The sequence below is a fragment of the Aquisalibacillus elongatus genome, assembly GCF_003843875.1.
GTDB lineage: Bacteria > Bacillota > Bacilli > Bacillales > Alkalibacillaceae > Aquisalibacillus > Aquisalibacillus elongatus.
The window spans coordinates 1-15,438 of the sequence record NZ_RKRF01000014.1 but is presented as its reverse complement, the minus strand read 5'-3'; the positions used below and the strand labels follow the sequence as shown (position 1 = coordinate 15,438).

Genomic DNA, 15,438 nt, shown 5'->3' with positions numbered 1-15,438 from the left:
CGGAGATGATAAATGTATATCAGACATGCCTGTTTAGAGTAAGTTAATGTATAATGTGAGTGTATAAATATTATTGGTCAATAATTAAACACTCACAATTATTATTGTGAGTGGCTTATTTTAGAAATGCGAAATATAGCTTCAATCTCTCTTTCCTTGTTCATTTTTAACTACTAGCTAATTCATCACGGTCGAGTGCCCGTGGCGGTTCTTCCATCCACCCATGTTTAATCATGATTTTAGCCCCGTCATCAGCGTATTTTAATATTTCTGCAACTAATCTGCTATACATAACACCAATATCTCTTCTTGGACTCATGGACATGCTTGTCCCGTAGTATCCTACGCTAAGTGCAATTAAACTTGTTGTATAAAACATCATTTTCCTGTCAGAAAAAGTGTACGTAACAGAATCAGTAACCTCTGTTTCCCATGTCATAGGGCTAGGTAAATCACTTTCTTTTAGAAATGAACCAAATATCTCACAATGCTTTTTTGCTATTTCCTTTCCTCTTAATAGAAATTGTTTCACTTCTTCATCCTGAGCAACTTGGCTATAACCAATCATGGCAGCTACCCCTAATGCGTTCCTTTGAAAATTGGTATATAGGTTTGTGATTTCGGTACCTATAAGGGGTCTTTTTTCGCCAAAATAGCCTGCCAAAAAACTTTTCTGTTTTACAAAATCATATGATTCAGGCTTTTGAAGGTATGGTGACCTGATATACAGTCCCTTTGCCAATAATATATCGTTTGTTTTTTTGATAAGGTTATCTGATTCACGTAAACACTGACTAAAAAAGCTATAAACATCTTCTCTTACTGCTACAGATACAGCCATGCTATATGCATTTAAACCAATCTTACCCAATTGATTTATCATATATAAAAAATAAGTATCAGAAAACAACCTTGGGGCAGTCACATCAACGTCTTCATTTAATTTAAAGCCATGAGGAACAGGATAACCTTCCTGAGTAAATATATCGGTTATTGTGTTAACGTGCGATTGTGATATGTCTAATGCATATTGAATAACAGATTTAATTTCCGTATCTTCCACTTTATTTAGGTAATATTTTAAATGGCAGATGGAACTACTATCATTCATGTATGCAGACCATAGATTTGTTATCTCTGCCGAAGTTAATTTGATATCATTTTGTTGAGTAGAATTCATTTTCATCCCTCCAAAATAGAATTATTCCTTAACATTCAGTTTCTCCAATATTTAACTACATATGTAAATCTATTTAGTATAGTTATTTTGAAAATCTGTCAATTTAGAAACAAGAGTTATAATAGTGCTATATCAAAAAACACACAAACATTGCATAGCAATATCTGTGTGGTTCATTAAAATACCGGTGGTTTTAAAGTATAAATTATTATCTTGGCTGCCTATTTTGGAGTACTTGCCCCTGTCTTATTTTCTCTTCCTTTTATTCCTTTTCCCTTCTAAATTTAAAAACTCACTGTCCTCCGCAAATTCAGTATCTGCCGAATTATTTCTTTTCGGCTCCGTATTATACTTACGTACATTTCGTTGTCTACCTTTATCTTTGTTTCGATTCTTGTTTTCTTCAGACATACATAAACCTCCTTTTGAATTCGGTCTATAGTATGTCCATGTAAAACATTTTTATTTAAAATAAAAAAATACTGAATAGGTTCAATTCCTTAAATCTCCCCTGATAAATGCAACCATAACCCCACTAATAAATCCTCAAGCATGGATTCGTATTATTTGATGTTCCTAAAGAGCTCCGTTTTAAGTATGCTACCAACTAATTCACTATAGAAAAAACCTTGTTTACAGCCTTCTACAGTTTGTTAATTAACTTGAATATAAGTTATAATAAATATGTTTTTGAATCACCTTTCATTAAGGAAGGGGTTTTTTTATGATTACTTTAAATAATGTCAGCAAACGGTTCGGCTCATTTGAAGCAATTCAGTCGGTATCGTTAAGTATAAAGTCGGGCGAAATTCATGGGATTATAGGTGCGAGTGGTGCAGGGAAATCAACATTACTGCGTATGATAAACTTGATCGAGCAGCCTGATGAAGGAAACGTGCTCATAGATGGAGAAACGCTAAACCATTTAAAAGGTAAGCGAATTCGTCAGGTCCGTCAGTCATTAGCTATGATTTTCCAAGGGTATCATTTAATCGGCAATAAGACGGTTTTCGATAATGTAGTCATGCCATTAGACCTGGCTAAGACTCCGAAAAAAGGCCGTGCAGAACAAGTAATGGAGAGTTTGCGGTTTGTTGGCCTGGAAGCGTTAAGAGATCAGTATCCAAGTCAGCTTAGTGGAGGGCAAAAGCAACGCGTTGCTTTTGCACGAGCGATTGTCAACCAGCCTAATGTGTTGTTATGTGATGAACCGACGTCATCACTTGATCCGAATACAACAGCGGAAGTGCTCGAAGTATTACAACGTATTAATCAAGAATTTGGCGTCACCATTATCATTGTTAGTCACGAAATGGAAGTAATCAAAAGCATCTGTGAACGAGTGACGGTTATGGCAGATGGTCGAGTCTATGAAGAAATTGAGATTGAGCCGACAGGTGTACATAAAATGGAGCATAGTGCTGAAGGGTTTATCAAACGATTAAAATCAAGTGGGGACATCAACCATGCCTGATATATTAGTTGAGTATCAAACTGAGATTTGGGTGTCGATTGGCGAAACATTTATTATGGTTGGTTTTTCAATACTAGCGGCATTGTTAATCGGGCTGCCAGTTGGAACCTTTTTATTCCTGTGTCGCAAAGGACAATTACTTGAAAATCAAGTTGTCTTCTCATCGCTGAATTTAATCGTGAACATTATTCGTTCATTTCCATTTTTGTTACTTGTCATCTTCTTGATTCCGTTCACCCGTTTTATTATTGGTACGGCGATTGGTACAGCAGCTGCTACTGTCCCAATGACTGTGATCGCCATCGCCCACTACTCTCGACTTGCGGAGCAATCACTTCTCGATGTCCCTAAAGGCGTGATGGAAGCCGCTGTTTCAATGGGCGCATCAATTAAAGATATCATTTTTAAATTTTTGTATGTTGAAGCACGCTCAGCGCTCGTCTTAAGCCTGACGACATCAACGATTAGCTTTATTTCTTACTCGACAATCATGGGTGTCGTCGGTGGTGGCGGGATCGGTGATTTCGCAATCCGTTATGGTTACCAACAATTCCGAACCGATTTGATGGTTTATATTATCATTATTATGGTAATATTTGTGCAGCTCATTCAATTTGCCGGCATTACATTAGCAAGAAAAATAGACAAAAGATAAGGGGAAATTATTAATGAAAAAATGGTTCATAATTATGATGGTAGTACTAGCATCTGTGCTAGTCGCATGTAGCGACAGCAACGACAGCGAGGGCACAGAAAGCTCAAGTGATGATAATAATAAAGAACAAACAGTAAGCGTTGCAGTGGTTGAATCACCTATGTTAGACGTTGTTGAAATTGCCAAGGAAATTCTCGCTGAAGACAATATTAACGTAGAGGTTGTTGAAATGGGTGACTATATCCAACCAAACGAAGCGCTAGCAAACGAAGAGGTCGATGCGAACTTCTCACAACATGGTCCATTTATGAATCAGTTCAACCAAAACAAAGATGCTAATTTAACAGAGGTACAGCCGATTTACTATGCTAATTTCGGCCTTTATGCACAAGAATACACTAGCGTTGAAGAATTTCCAGATGACGCAACGATTGGTATTGCAAATGATCCTTCAAACATCGATCGTACCCTTCGCCTATTAGCGTCACATAACTTAATAGAGTTAAAAGAAATAGACGGCGGACAGTACGGATTAGATGATATTAAAGAAGACTCACACAACTATAGTTTTGAGGATGCAGGTATTGCTGCTTTAACTCGTTTATATAAAGATTTTGATGGCGTTATAGTTAACCCGACACACGCTGGTAACTTAGATTTAACTCCAGCTGACGATGCACTCATCACAGAGAAAGAAGATAATAAATTCGCCATTACATTAGTCGCACGTGAAGATAATGCGGACTCAGAATTGATTCAAAAACTAGCTGAGGCCATGACGAGCGAAGACGTTCGCGAGTTTTTAAATTCTCGTGAAGGCGAAGCTTCTATTCCTGCATTTTAAAAATTGAATTGTTTATCTTTCCTCTGACATATATCATTGTAAGTGTCAGAGCTAGGGGTCAGGCCCTCCTCGTGGATATTTATCCACATGGGGTGCCTGACCCTTATTTCAGCCACTCTAAAACTACATTTTTTTGATATTAATTGCAAACAGAAAGGTATACTAAAAAGCCTTAAAACGGTATGTAAAATCCTGTTTTAAGGCTTTTAATTTAGATTCAAAGCATATTCATCTTTTATCTTATTAATCTCATTATCAAGATCTTCTACAGGGATTGATTGATATCTCTTATAGACAATTTTTTTTATTCTGTTAAGTGCTGTAATTTTATTTTCCTGATTATTTATCCAGTTTTGAAAGTAGTGATTTAAATCCTCTGAAAACTTAAGTTTATATTTACTTTTATATCTAATAGCTTTTGCAATGTTTAATTCGGGATAAGGATTTTCTGAAAGTACTATATCTATTTCTTTTCGCTTGAAAGCTTTATTAAAACCTTCATCTAACAAGAAACAACTGTTTAAGCTATAATGAAGACTATCAATATTCAAAAATACAGTTTTGTTTAAATCCTTAGAGGAAATATACTCTACCTTTTCCGTTTTAAATGCCCAAGTATTTTGTATATCCCACATATCGAATGTTAGCCCATCTACATATATTTTAAAGCCACCAAATTTATTTATTCTATAATTACAATCAACATTTAATAATATTGATTCAATATCAATATCAATATTATCTATAACAATATCAAAATCACGAGGTAAAACATTGAAATAATTTTCAAAATAATCTCTTATACATCCTCCAAATAATATCAATTCACCATTATTCATTAAATTATTAATTAATTTATTTGCATTGGGGCGAGAAGATAAAATTTCAAAAAACCTATTTTTTATTTCTGGGTTAAAATCCATAATATCAAATCCACCTCCCATTATATTTAAGGCATTTTAACACCTTTTAACTTTTGGTGCAAATCCAAAGCATAAGAATCAGTCATACCAGATATAAAATCAGTAATTAATAATAGTCTTTCATATGTTGTTAATTCTTCAAAAGTTCTGTTTTTTCCTTTAGGATCTTCATTAAGTAAATGTACATAGATAAAATTCTCTGAAATTAATCTATATAATTTACCTGTCTTATATCTTGGCTTTTCTTTAAAATCTTCGTATAACACACATTCGTCAATAAAGGTATTTAATAAATCACTTAAAACAGAATCTCCTACTAATTCAAGTGATATTACTTCTTTATCTCCAAAACAATAGTCTTTTAGGAGACTGTTTAAAAGTTCGTATAATAAATGTGCATTCTTGGTCTCCTTTAAAAGTTCTCTCTCACCAAATTTACCATTCATAATATCTATATAATTATTCAAAAAAACTTCTTTTACTTCTCTAATCATTTGTCCTTGAGCCCATACTTTAAAGTTTTGAACACTGGTTAGCAAATAATCTGGAAATTTATTTGCTTTTGCTCTATCATGTTTTTCAATAAGTTTATCAATATCTTCTTTGTACGCCTTATAAATATTACTATTTTTTGCTTTTATTTTGGTTTCAAATACATGTTCCCATGGAATAATTTCTTTTTTTACTCCATCCTCAACGTCAGACCCATAGTATGCTATATCATCAGCTGCTTCCAGAAAATACGTTAATGGATTCCTTGTACTTTCTAATCCAGTAGTTTGTGAGATTATCTCTTTACCTATTAATTTATCCTTTTGAAAGAACCCAAATTTTTCTTTGTCTTTCTCTATACACTCCGATGAACTCCACGGGTATTTTAAAAGTACCGATAATGTTCCATATGTAAAGTTAATACCAAACCGATCATTCAAAAACTGTAAGCTTGTTAGTACCCTAATTCCTTGAGCATTTCCGTCAAAGTTTTTAAAATCATTTTCTTGTTCCGCAGTCAAATTTAAATTTTTATTTTTTTTAAAATAGCTCTTAAACCAATTTTTAATTATGTCTTCACCATAATGGCCAAAAGGTGGATTTCCAATGTCATGAACTAACCCTGCCGTCGCTAACATTGCAGGTAGTTTACCATAATGTTCTTTTCCTAACTCTTTGTTCTTTTCAATTAATCTCCTCTCTAACCACACTCCAAAAGATCTTGCAATTGCAGATACCTCAATTGAATGGGTTAACCTTGTTCTTATAAAATCATTAGCTTGTAAAGGAAAAACTTGCGCTTTATCTTGAAGCCTACGTAAAGAGGAGGAACTCATGATACGGTCATAATCTTTTTCGAATTCATTTCTATGATCATATAGGTCCTGATTTACATCTACTTCATGGTTATTATAAGGTAATCTATTCTTATATTTAGGTCTTGTTTCATTCAATAGATTCCTCCAACTAATTCTATACATATTATTGCTCCTTTTTACTTTATATTTTTCCAGGATTGAGAGGTAAAAATAATCAACTTCAAAATTGTTTTTTAATATATTAATAAGAAATGGAAAATTTAACCTCTATTATATAATAAACATAAGTTAATGTAAAAGGTATTACAATAAATCAAATGCTTTAGACAAATATATGAAGTAATTTAACTAGATATTCGATATTCACTTTTAGACTTCTTATAATAAATTTAGATAGTATGTTTACTCTTAGTAACAGCACTAAAAACAATTTTTGAAGAATTTAATATAATTTTTGATTAAAGCTGTTGATAGAAATAACGCCTCTCTTATTCTAATATTATTTCTTAATTAAACTTTCTCCATTTATTATCCTTTATTTTTTCTATATATAACATTTCTAGCACCTTTAAATTCAGTTTCCCTTAAATAGGAAAGTGTTTTTTCCATAATTCAAATACATTATGATTAGTTGCAATACCGTTTTTGTAAAGTTTTACTATGTGAAAACCATACTTATCTCCCCATCTTTTCATAGTTCTTTTTCGTTTATATGAATATATTTTTCCAGTACTAGTTATAGAATAAAGATTTCATACCCTTTTACATCTTTTCTTTCTTCTCTCACTTCTGTCCCCCCTTTTTATAAGAAACTGGATTTTTTAATACTATTCATTTCCTTAAGTGTTTAGTAGCTCAAGGCACTGCTATAATTTAATTAGAATGAAATATAATATTCTCAGTTATTCAATTTGTTCACTAATATTTCAAACTTTTGCTCTAATTCTCCTTTTATAAATCCTACGGTTAACACACAATAACCAATCAATTTATGGGTATCCCCTAGATATGGATGATTTGACAATAGGTAACTTTTCAAATCTTTTACATGAGCTCTTACTTGGTTAAGGTAGTTTTTACTTCCATATATTGTTGAAAAGTTACCATTTGACTATATATTGCTAATACTAATCAATGATAGATTTTTTACCTCAACAATTCGAAATCCATAACCCGGAGAAATTATTAGGAATTCTGGTGATAATTACCGATTTCAGATTGTGCGATAAGAAGATAGGTATCATTTGGAAGGTATTGATCTAACAATTACCAACACTGATTTCTCCTTCAATTCCTTTAATATCTTCATGTCATTTAGCTAAATGTAGGGCCTTTCGCAGTGTTTCTTTTCTTAAATAAATGGCCATTATACTTCTCCTATACATTTTTATAAAATCATAAGCACTATTTCTCATTTCACTAAATAGCGAACACTGTTTATGTATTAATTGGATCCTGTCATTTAAATTCTGTATTTACTAAACCTATTTGACTACAATGGTACCATGAAAGAATTCATCATCTACTACATCCTCTACAATAACTAAACTAAATTATTTTATATTGCTTGTATCAAATAAACGCTTACTACATTTTACCAATAAAAAACAAATTGTTAACTTCTTCAACTAAGTTGCCCAAGTAGGACAAGATCTTCTAAATCAATGTTAACATAATATTTCAACAGTTTATTAATTAAATTAAAATAGACGACCATTGCATGTTCGCCTTGCTCAATTATTGCCCAAAAGTTCAATATGAAATATAGTTTAGTCGCCAAAAATATTTCACTTCACCATTTGTTTTAGGCTGCCAATAATATAATTAACCCAATTCAGAAGGGTTTAATCGGTTATCAATAAGACTAAATTCTTTTACTAGTTCATGTTAATATCAACAAATATTACATACCCATAACTTATTTATTTGCAAAAAGCTAATAAAGGATAATAATTGTTATGCAATATATGAAGAAGGTATTATCATACGGGCTGTACCCAATAGTTCTGTCACACTTTGAGTTATTTAACGTTGAATTCATTGTAAAAAGTTAAGATTTTATTGACAATCAAGTGTAATTATGCTCTTAATCTGATATATAGTATTAAAATTAAAAAAACAATACTATATATTGATATATACTGCTGTTCATATTACTATAAAAACAGTAGTCAGTCCTAGCATATAAAAAAAGCGCAGTTTACACCACGCTAATGATAACAATAATTGCTTTTTAGCAAATCACATAGATATCTCTAAATAAGAAAGGAGTGAAATGCAAATTGTTTGTTGAATATTTAACTTTAATTGTGTGGGGACTAGTCATTTTAAGTGTTGTTAATAAAAATGCCTAGCCCCAACAAGTGGATTGGGAATGAATAGTTTGGCCACTGGACATTCCCTTTCCTCACTTAATAGTTTTCGCAAATATTATACCATTTATAACTATAATTTTGTGGATTTATTAAAAAAAATGTTGACTTTTTATGTTAATTAACCTTTATCCTTCTCTAAATAGAGAGTTGATAGAGAGTTATTCTTCATGATCTGTCAAGATATCTATACTCAATCGTTGATTATTTATGCCTGACTCAATTTGATTATGAATGCTTGAATGGTAATTGAAATATTTGAGTAAATTAAAACCAAAACCTTGTCGCACTACAGACACGTTGGTTGCAGGAAAATTATCGACATTATTCATAATCTCAGATTCAACCCGTGTATATTGCTCTGGATCTTGAACAAAAATATATTTTAACGGATTGTGCATATTTCCGAAGTTCTTTGATCGGTTATCACTTTTACGTTCCTCAAAAAATTGATAAACTCCATACAAATCTCCATTTGGAAATCGTAGTCCAGCTTTTACTAATGTATTCGTGTACAGGTTGTATTTCTTATTTCTTCTTTCTTCCAGACACGTGAATCAATAACACCATATCCATGTGGTGTTAGTTCAGCATATAGTTCATTTCCATACACATAATGCTTATTAAACATAGGCTTTGGTCTATTGTCTTTTGCTTGTCGCTTGGTGCCAACTATTGCATTACATTCATCTAGATATCGAATGACTTTATTTGTTATCCAATAGATTGTGGCTTTCTTCTTACCTTCTTCAGTCGTTTTCTAAAAAATGAAAAAGCCTCACAAACACTGTATAATACAGCATTTGCGAGGTTTTAATTCGTGAAATCATCTAAATTCACTTGGTAATACCGGTGGTCGGGTTCGAACCGACACGGGATAAACCCATGCGATTTTGAGTCGCACGCGTCTGCCAATTCCGCCACACCGGCGTGTTCAATATTTACGACAAGAATAAATATAACATGGTTATGATGGTTTAGTCAATATGTATAAGTGGAGAAGGCAGTTCATCACTGCCTTCTTACACTATAAATCGTCAAAACCGTTTGTATCAGACACTTTCGTGTATTGGCGGGATTTTTGTTCGAAGAAGTCGGATTTTCCTTCGTCTACCTCTTTGTATGCTCTGATCCATTTCATTGGGTTCTCCGTAATATGAGGATATGGAGCATCTACCCCTAGTAATTTACAGCGTTTATTGGCTGTATATTGGATATATTCCTCTAATTCATCCATGTTGATTCCATCAATTTTATTGCCAATAATATGTTTGCCCCACTTCACTTCTAGATCCACTGCTTTTTTGAATGTCTCTGTGACAAATTGTTTATTTTCTTCCGTATTAAGTTCGGGATTTTCATTTAATGTTTCTTTGTAAATATGAGCGAATAAATTTACGTGAATCAACTCGTCACGATTGATATAGTTGATCATCGTGCTGGTTGAAACCATTTTTTGATTTCGAGCCAAATTATAAAAGAAGGCAAAGCCTGCATAGAAGAATAATCCTTCTAAGACAACATCATATACAACGGATTCAATGAAAGCTTGTGGTGTTTGCTCTTCAACGAACCGGTCATACCCTTCTGCAATAAATTGATTTCGTTCAAGTAATACGTCATCGTGTTTCCAATATTCAAAGATGCGGTCTTGTTCTTCCTTGTCCACTAACGAAGACAACACGTAGGAATAAGACTGGTTATGAACGACTTCTTGGAAAGATAGTACCTGCATTAACGCTGATAGACTTGAATCCGTTAAGTAATCCGCTACTTTCGAAGAGTAATCTGTTTGTATAGAATCTAAGAATGCCAATAGACCTATAATCTTCTTAAAAGTCTCTTGTTCATCCTGGCTTAACTCAGGCCACTGTTTCCGATCATTGGACATATTAATTTCAAACGGTGTCCAAAAATTCGCGAGCATGTTTTTATACATTGGATAAGCCCAGCTAAACCTAACATCGTCCCAATTTAACACATTTGAACTTTCGCCATTAATAATACCTGTTGATGCATTCGGAGCTTGATAATCATACAAGCGTCGTTTTTGTAATGTTTCAGTCATAGTTATGCCTCCTTACTAAGATTCGCAGCTGACGCAGTCTTCGATTTCAGATGACGTTGATCTTGTATAATAAGTGGTTTTGAATTTAGATTTCCAAGCTGATAGATGTAGATCTAATAACTCTTTAGCTTTTATATTGTTTCTAACGTAAAAGTTGAATGAAATAGATTGATCGATATGTTTTTGACGTGCTTCGTTTTGCTTAATAGTCCATTGGTGATCAATATCATATGCCGATTTATATAACCAAAATGTTTTGGGACTTAAATCAGGTGCTGTAACTGGAATTTTGTAATCTTTCTTCTCTTCAGAGTAGAACTTCTTAAAAATCGGATCGATACTTGCTGTACTTCCTGCAATAAGACTTGTGCTTGAGTTTGGAGCAACAGCCATTAAGTAGCCGTTTCGAACGCCGTGCTTTTGGACTTTCTCCTTAAGCTTGTTCCACTCTGGTGAGTGATATCCTCTTTTCTCAAAATACTGACCGTTTGACCAATCGGACCCTTCAAAAGATGGGTAAGCCCCTTTTTCTTTTGCTAAATCGTTACTCGCCTTAATCGTTAAGTAAGCAATTTGTTCATATAAATGATCGGCAAATTCAACCGCCTCTTCTGACTCCCAACGAAAGCCTATAAGTGCTAAAAGGTGGTGGTAACCGAAAGTTCCTAATCCTACAGCACGGTATTTTTGGTTCGCTATTTGGGCCTGTAAAACTGGAATATCGTTTAAATCTATGACATTATCGAGCATTCTGACTTGAATTGGAATCAGTCGCTCTAGCACTCCACTTGTGACTGCTTTTCCAAGGTTAATACTCGATAAATTACATACGACAAAATCGCCTGGATTCTTGGTGACGATGATCTTGCCATCTTCAGTGAATTGTTCTTCAACGGTGGTTGGACTTTGGTTTTGTGTAATTTCAGTACATAAGTTCGACGAGTAAATCATGCCTTTATGACGGTTCGGGTTTTTCCGGTTTACTTCATCTCGATAGAACATAAACGGTGTCCCGGTTTCAAGTTGACTAATCATGATTCGTTTCATTAAGTCAATTGCCGGTACTTCCTCTTTAGACAAACCTTGGTGATTAACGCATTCTTCGTATTTTTCTCTAAAACTTCCTTTACCGTCTTCTTCATCGTAATAGTCCTCTAAGCTATAGCCCATAACCTCTCTAACTTCATGCGGATCAAATAGATACCAATTTTCTCTTGCTTCTACTTTCTCCATAAAAAGATCTGGTAGGGTGACACCTGTAAACAAATCATGTGTGCGCTGACGTTCATCACCATTGTTGAGCTTAGCATCTAAAAACTTGTGAATATCCTTATGCCATACATCTAGGTAAACCGCAATTGCACCTTGTCTTTGACCTAACTGATCTACACTCACAGCTGTATTATTTAATTGCTTCATCCATGGCATGACACCACTTGATATCCCTTTAAAACCTTTGATGGAACTACCGTGTGAGCGTATTTTTCCTAGATATACGCCAATTCCACCCCCGTTCTTAGAAAGGTTCGCAATGTCTGTATTTGAGTCATAGATGCCTTGTAAGCTATCATCAACAGTGTCTATAAAGCAGCTAGAAAGTTGTCCATGAGCTTTTCCAGCGTTCGATAATGTCGGAGTTGCAACAGTCATGTATAAATTACTCATTGCCCAATACGCTTCTTTAACGAGGTCTAACCTTTTCTCTTTAGGTTCATAAATCATTAAGCTCATAGCTATGATTAAAAAACGTTCTTGGGGTAACTCATAAATACGTCCTTCGTGATCTTTGGCTAAATAACGATCGGCAAGTGTACGAATACCTATATACGTGAAAAGCTGATCACGTTCAGGCTCTATAATAGATGCTAACTCTTCAAATTCGTTTTGATCATAGTATGTTAATAATTGATCACTGAAAATATTAATTTTTGTTAGATATCTTGTAAGTTCATAGAGATTTCCGTATTTTTGCATTCTCGAATAACCACGATTTAAAGAAGCCTTCTTATAGAGCTGATCTAAATAAACTCGGCTACAAACATAAGTCCAATTAGGTTCTTCAGGACTAATATTCTCAAGCCCTCTTAATAAGACTTCATTCGTTATTTGTTCCTTTGTGATACTTTCTTTCGTTATCACAGATTGAATGATTTTTTCTGTAAATGTTGCTCCATCCAACTCTTCGAAATCAATTAGCAAACCTAATAAGTAATCTCTTAGCTGTTGTTCATCGAATCGTTCTTGATATACACCACCTTCTGTTACAATGATTGGTTCTGTTTTGACAGTCATTACGATCCCTCCAAATAAAAAAAATCGCTTCTCCGGGCGAGAAGCGAATAAAACGATATGTATAGCTATCTATAGCAATCTTAAAAATCACTATACGCTTATATCGTTTCATTCTCTCAATCCCCGAAGAGTGTGAAACTTTCCTTATTAAGGCCGGTCTCCTGACTTGCGCATCAACCTACTCTGAACCTTCCCTTACAGACACCCAAATGAGTAAAGTCTATAAAGTGGTCATTCATTTCGTCCGCGCTTACAGTTGCGGGGGCAGTTCTGGAATTTCACCAGATTCCCTTTTAAGCTTTAAGCACCTTAACAAGAACACTAAATATTGATTATTTTTTAAAACAAACACAATATATTGTGTTTTGATTGAATTATACTATCTTAATCACTATAAGACAACCATTATTTTTACTGCATTGAATTTTTTGCTTGTAAGGTGAAGTTTAGAATGGAGAAGTTGAAATTTTATGGCTAGATCCTGAAGATTTGTTAAGCTAAGGTGAAATTTACTAGTCATATAATGAAAAAATTCCATTATATGCTGAAATTTTAAGTAGTTTAACTGAAATTTCATCTATAAATGCTGAAATTCTCATTTTAGACATAACAAAAAGAGGCTAATCGTTTGAATTACGATTAACCTCTCAAATATAAAAAAAGATAAATCTTGTCTGATTTATCAGCTAATCAATATTAAGTTCAGAAAGGCGGCAACCGGATTCGAACCGGTGATAAAGGTTTTGCAGACCTCTGCCTTACCACTTGGCTATGCCGCCACATAAAAAAATGGAGCGGAAGACGGGATTCGAACCCGCGACCCCCACCTTGGCAAGGTGGTGTTCTACCACTGAACTACTTCCGCTTTGGCTGGGCCAGCTGGATTCGAACCAGCGCATGACGGTACCAAAAACCGTTGCCTTACCGCTTGGCTATGGCCCAATAAAAAGGGCGACCGGTGGGAATCGAACCCACGAATGCCGGAGCCACAATCCGGTGCGTTAACCACTTCGCCACGACCGCCATCATTAAAATGGCAGGGGTAGTAGGAATCGAACCCACATCAAAGGTTTTGGAGACCTTCGTTTTACCATTAAACTATACCCCTACGTTTTATATTAAATTAAAATGGTGGAGGGGGAGAGATTCGAACTCCCGAACCCTGAGGGAGCGGATTTACAGTCCGCCGCGTTTAGCCACTTCGCTACCCCTCCAAATAAATGGTGGCTCGGGACGGAATCGAACCGCCGACACACGGATTTTCAGTCCGTTGCTCTACCGACTGAGCTACCGAGCCAATAAAAGTGTTATGTATTTATTAAAATGGCGGTCCGGACGGGACTCGAACCCGCGACCTCCTGCGTGACAGGCAGGCATTCTAACCAGCTGAACTACCGGACCAATTTGGTTGCACTCTACGAGCACTCCATGTTTCATCTCGCAATGAAGTAATTCGACGTAGTGTCGATGAATTAAATTGGTTGCGGGGACAGGATTTGAACCTGTGACCTCCGGGTTATGAGCCCGACGAGCTACCAGACTGCTCCACCCCGCGATAATGTCAGTTTGCTCTATATTTAGAGAACTGATTAATTTAAGTTTAGCCCTTTTAAATGGTGGAGGATGGCGGGCTCGAACCACCGACCCCTTGCTTGTAAGGCAAGTGCTCTCCCAGCTGAGCTAATCCTCCAGGGCATGAATAAAAATGAATGACCCGTACGGGACTCGAACCCGTGTTACCGCCGTGAAAGGGCGGTGTCTTAACCGCTTGACCAACGGGCCAAATGATAATGGCGGAGAGCGAGGGATTCGAACCCTCGAGACCGCGGTAGCGGCCTACACGATTTCCAATCGTGCTCCTTCGACCACTCGGACAGCTCTCCAAAGAAATGGCTCCAGCGGCAGGATTCGAACCTGCGACCAATCGGTTAACAGCCGATTGCTCTACCACTGAGCTACGCTGGAATGTAATTCAACTGTCCACGAAGGAGAAGTAATGAATATGCCCGGCAGCGTCCTACTCTCACAGGGGAAACACCCCAATTACCATCGGCGCTAGAGAGCTTAACTGCTGTGTTCGGTATGGGAACAGGTGTGACCTCTCTGCCATCGCCACCGGACTTATTAGCTTTTATATGTATCTTGGTATTTCCAAGACAAATAATATTATAATTCACCTTCGCAATAAAATGCAAGTGAAAATTTAATATTTTTCAAAGGAATAACACCTTCAAAACTAAATACGAACTGCCAAAGACGAATACGTCTTTTCTTGCGAAGTTAAGTCCTCGATCGATTAGTATCCGTCAGCTCCACGTGT

At 35.3% G+C, this 15,438-nt stretch carries 11 protein-coding genes, 14 tRNA genes, 1 rRNA gene and 1 riboswitch; of the genes, 3 read left to right on the top strand and 23 right to left on the bottom strand.

What is annotated here, in order from left to right:
- Positions 1-166: 166 nt before the first annotated feature.
- Both EDC24_RS14015 and EDC24_RS15250 read right to left on the bottom strand, forming a co-directional pair.
- Positions 167-1,180, bottom strand: coding sequence for a DUF3231 family protein (locus EDC24_RS14015; protein ID WP_124223657.1), 1,014 nt, complete (start codon positions 1,178-1,180; stop codon positions 167-169).
- 246 nt (positions 1,181-1,426) lie between these two features.
- Positions 1,427-1,591, bottom strand: coding sequence for a hypothetical protein (locus tag EDC24_RS15250; protein ID WP_170158603.1), 165 nt, complete (start codon positions 1,589-1,591; stop codon positions 1,427-1,429).
- Positions 1,592-1,904: 313 nt separating this feature from the next.
- On the opposite strand from EDC24_RS15250, the gene EDC24_RS14010 reads away from it, so the two are divergent.
- From EDC24_RS14010 to EDC24_RS14000, 3 genes are read left to right on the top strand one after another with little or no spacing between them, the layout of a single operon-like run.
- On the top strand, positions 1,905-2,654 hold the full coding sequence (locus tag EDC24_RS14010; RefSeq protein WP_124223656.1) for a methionine ABC transporter ATP-binding protein: 750 nt from the start codon (positions 1,905-1,907) through the stop codon (positions 2,652-2,654).
- On the top strand, positions 2,647-3,309 hold the full coding sequence (locus EDC24_RS14005) for a methionine ABC transporter permease (RefSeq protein ID WP_124223654.1): 663 nt from the start codon (positions 2,647-2,649) through the stop codon (positions 3,307-3,309). Before EDC24_RS14010 ends, EDC24_RS14005 begins: the two co-directional genes overlap by 8 nt.
- Before the next feature lie 13 nt (positions 3,310-3,322).
- Complete coding sequence (locus EDC24_RS14000) at positions 3,323-4,153, top strand: MetQ/NlpA family ABC transporter substrate-binding protein (RefSeq protein ID WP_124223652.1); 831 nt, start codon at positions 3,323-3,325, stop codon at positions 4,151-4,153.
- 206 nt (positions 4,154-4,359) lie between these two features.
- Here the strand turns inward: EDC24_RS14000 and EDC24_RS13995 are convergent, their stop codons facing one another.
- The 21 genes from EDC24_RS13995 to rrf all read right to left on the bottom strand — a co-directional run bounded on the left by EDC24_RS13995 (position 4,360) and on the right by rrf (position 15,238).
- Complete coding sequence (locus EDC24_RS13995) at positions 4,360-5,076, bottom strand: hypothetical protein (RefSeq protein WP_211342382.1); 717 nt, start codon at positions 5,074-5,076, stop codon at positions 4,360-4,362.
- A 26-nt stretch (positions 5,077-5,102) separates the two neighbouring features.
- On the bottom strand, positions 5,103-6,521 hold the full coding sequence (gene dgt / locus EDC24_RS13990) for a dGTP triphosphohydrolase (RefSeq protein WP_245998196.1): 1,419 nt from the start codon (positions 6,519-6,521) through the stop codon (positions 5,103-5,105).
- Positions 6,522-8,010: 1,489 nt separating this feature from the next.
- Entirely contained in the window at positions 8,011-8,142 is a 132-nt protein-coding gene (locus EDC24_RS15440; RefSeq protein WP_281274531.1) for a hypothetical protein, read from the bottom strand.
- Positions 8,143-8,919: 777 nt separating this feature from the next.
- Positions 8,920-9,225, bottom strand: coding sequence for a hypothetical protein (locus EDC24_RS13985; RefSeq protein WP_124223649.1), 306 nt, complete (start codon positions 9,223-9,225; stop codon positions 8,920-8,922).
- A 380-nt stretch (positions 9,226-9,605) separates the two neighbouring features.
- A tRNA-Leu gene (locus EDC24_RS13980) sits at positions 9,606-9,688 on the bottom strand.
- 97 nt (positions 9,689-9,785) lie between these two features.
- A complete protein-coding gene (locus EDC24_RS13975; protein WP_124223647.1) occupies positions 9,786-10,826 on the bottom strand; it encodes a ribonucleotide-diphosphate reductase subunit beta in 1,041 nt (346 codons plus the stop codon).
- A 15-nt stretch (positions 10,827-10,841) separates the two neighbouring features.
- The gene (locus tag EDC24_RS13970; protein ID WP_124223645.1) at positions 10,842-13,118 is read right to left on the bottom strand and encodes a ribonucleoside-diphosphate reductase subunit alpha; all 2,277 of its coding nucleotides are present in this window, start codon (positions 13,116-13,118) and stop codon (positions 10,842-10,844) included.
- Positions 13,119-13,252: 134 nt separating this feature from the next.
- Positions 13,253-13,445, bottom strand: a riboswitch (cobalamin riboswitch).
- Between the two features lie 381 nt (positions 13,446-13,826).
- Positions 13,827-13,897 (bottom strand) — tRNA-Cys (locus tag EDC24_RS13965).
- An 11-nt stretch (positions 13,898-13,908) separates the two neighbouring features.
- Positions 13,909-13,983: transfer RNA gene (locus EDC24_RS13960), tRNA-Gly, on the bottom strand.
- 2 nt (positions 13,984-13,985) lie between these two features.
- Positions 13,986-14,060 (bottom strand) — tRNA-Gln (locus tag EDC24_RS13955).
- Positions 14,061-14,068: 8 nt separating this feature from the next.
- Positions 14,069-14,141: transfer RNA gene (locus tag EDC24_RS13950), tRNA-His, on the bottom strand.
- Positions 14,142-14,152: 11 nt separating this feature from the next.
- Positions 14,153-14,226: transfer RNA gene (locus EDC24_RS13945), tRNA-Trp, on the bottom strand.
- Positions 14,227-14,247: 21 nt separating this feature from the next.
- Positions 14,248-14,332 (bottom strand) — tRNA-Tyr (locus tag EDC24_RS13940).
- 7 nt (positions 14,333-14,339) lie between these two features.
- Positions 14,340-14,415, bottom strand: a tRNA-Phe gene (locus EDC24_RS13935).
- A gap of 27 nt (positions 14,416-14,442) precedes the next feature.
- Positions 14,443-14,519 (bottom strand) — tRNA-Asp (locus EDC24_RS13930).
- 77 nt (positions 14,520-14,596) lie between these two features.
- Positions 14,597-14,673 (bottom strand) — tRNA-Met (locus EDC24_RS13925).
- Between the two features lie 59 nt (positions 14,674-14,732).
- Positions 14,733-14,808 (bottom strand) — tRNA-Val (locus tag EDC24_RS13920).
- Positions 14,809-14,828: 20 nt separating this feature from the next.
- Positions 14,829-14,900, bottom strand: a tRNA-Glu gene (locus tag EDC24_RS13915).
- 9 nt (positions 14,901-14,909) lie between these two features.
- Positions 14,910-15,001, bottom strand: a tRNA-Ser gene (locus tag EDC24_RS13910).
- Positions 15,002-15,008: 7 nt separating this feature from the next.
- A tRNA-Asn gene (locus EDC24_RS13905) sits at positions 15,009-15,083 on the bottom strand.
- Positions 15,084-15,122: 39 nt separating this feature from the next.
- Positions 15,123-15,238 (bottom strand): 5S ribosomal RNA (gene rrf, locus EDC24_RS13900).
- Positions 15,239-15,438: the final 200 nt, after the last annotated feature.

Excerpts from the sequence above, each read along its gene's own strand:
- EDC24_RS14015 (WP_124223657.1), bottom strand. The coding sequence starts at position 1,180 with ATGAATTCTACTCAACAAAATGATATCAAATTAACTTCGGCAGAGATA.
- EDC24_RS15250 (WP_170158603.1), bottom strand. The coding sequence starts at position 1,591 with ATGTCTGAAGAAAACAAGAATCGAAACAAAGATAAAGGTAGACAACGA.
- EDC24_RS14010 (WP_124223656.1), top strand. The coding sequence starts at position 1,905 with ATGATTACTTTAAATAATGTCAGCAAACGGTTCGGCTCATTTGAAGCA.
- EDC24_RS14005 (WP_124223654.1), top strand. The coding sequence starts at position 2,647 with ATGCCTGATATATTAGTTGAGTATCAAACTGAGATTTGGGTGTCGATT.
- EDC24_RS14000 (WP_124223652.1), top strand. The coding sequence starts at position 3,323 with ATGAAAAAATGGTTCATAATTATGATGGTAGTACTAGCATCTGTGCTA.
- EDC24_RS13995 (WP_211342382.1), bottom strand. The coding sequence starts at position 5,076 with ATGGATTTTAACCCAGAAATAAAAAATAGGTTTTTTGAAATTTTATCT.
- EDC24_RS13975 (WP_124223647.1), bottom strand. The coding sequence starts at position 10,826 with ATGACTGAAACATTACAAAAACGACGCTTGTATGATTATCAAGCTCCG.
- EDC24_RS13970 (WP_124223645.1), bottom strand. The coding sequence starts at position 13,118 with ATGACTGTCAAAACAGAACCAATCATTGTAACAGAAGGTGGTGTATAT.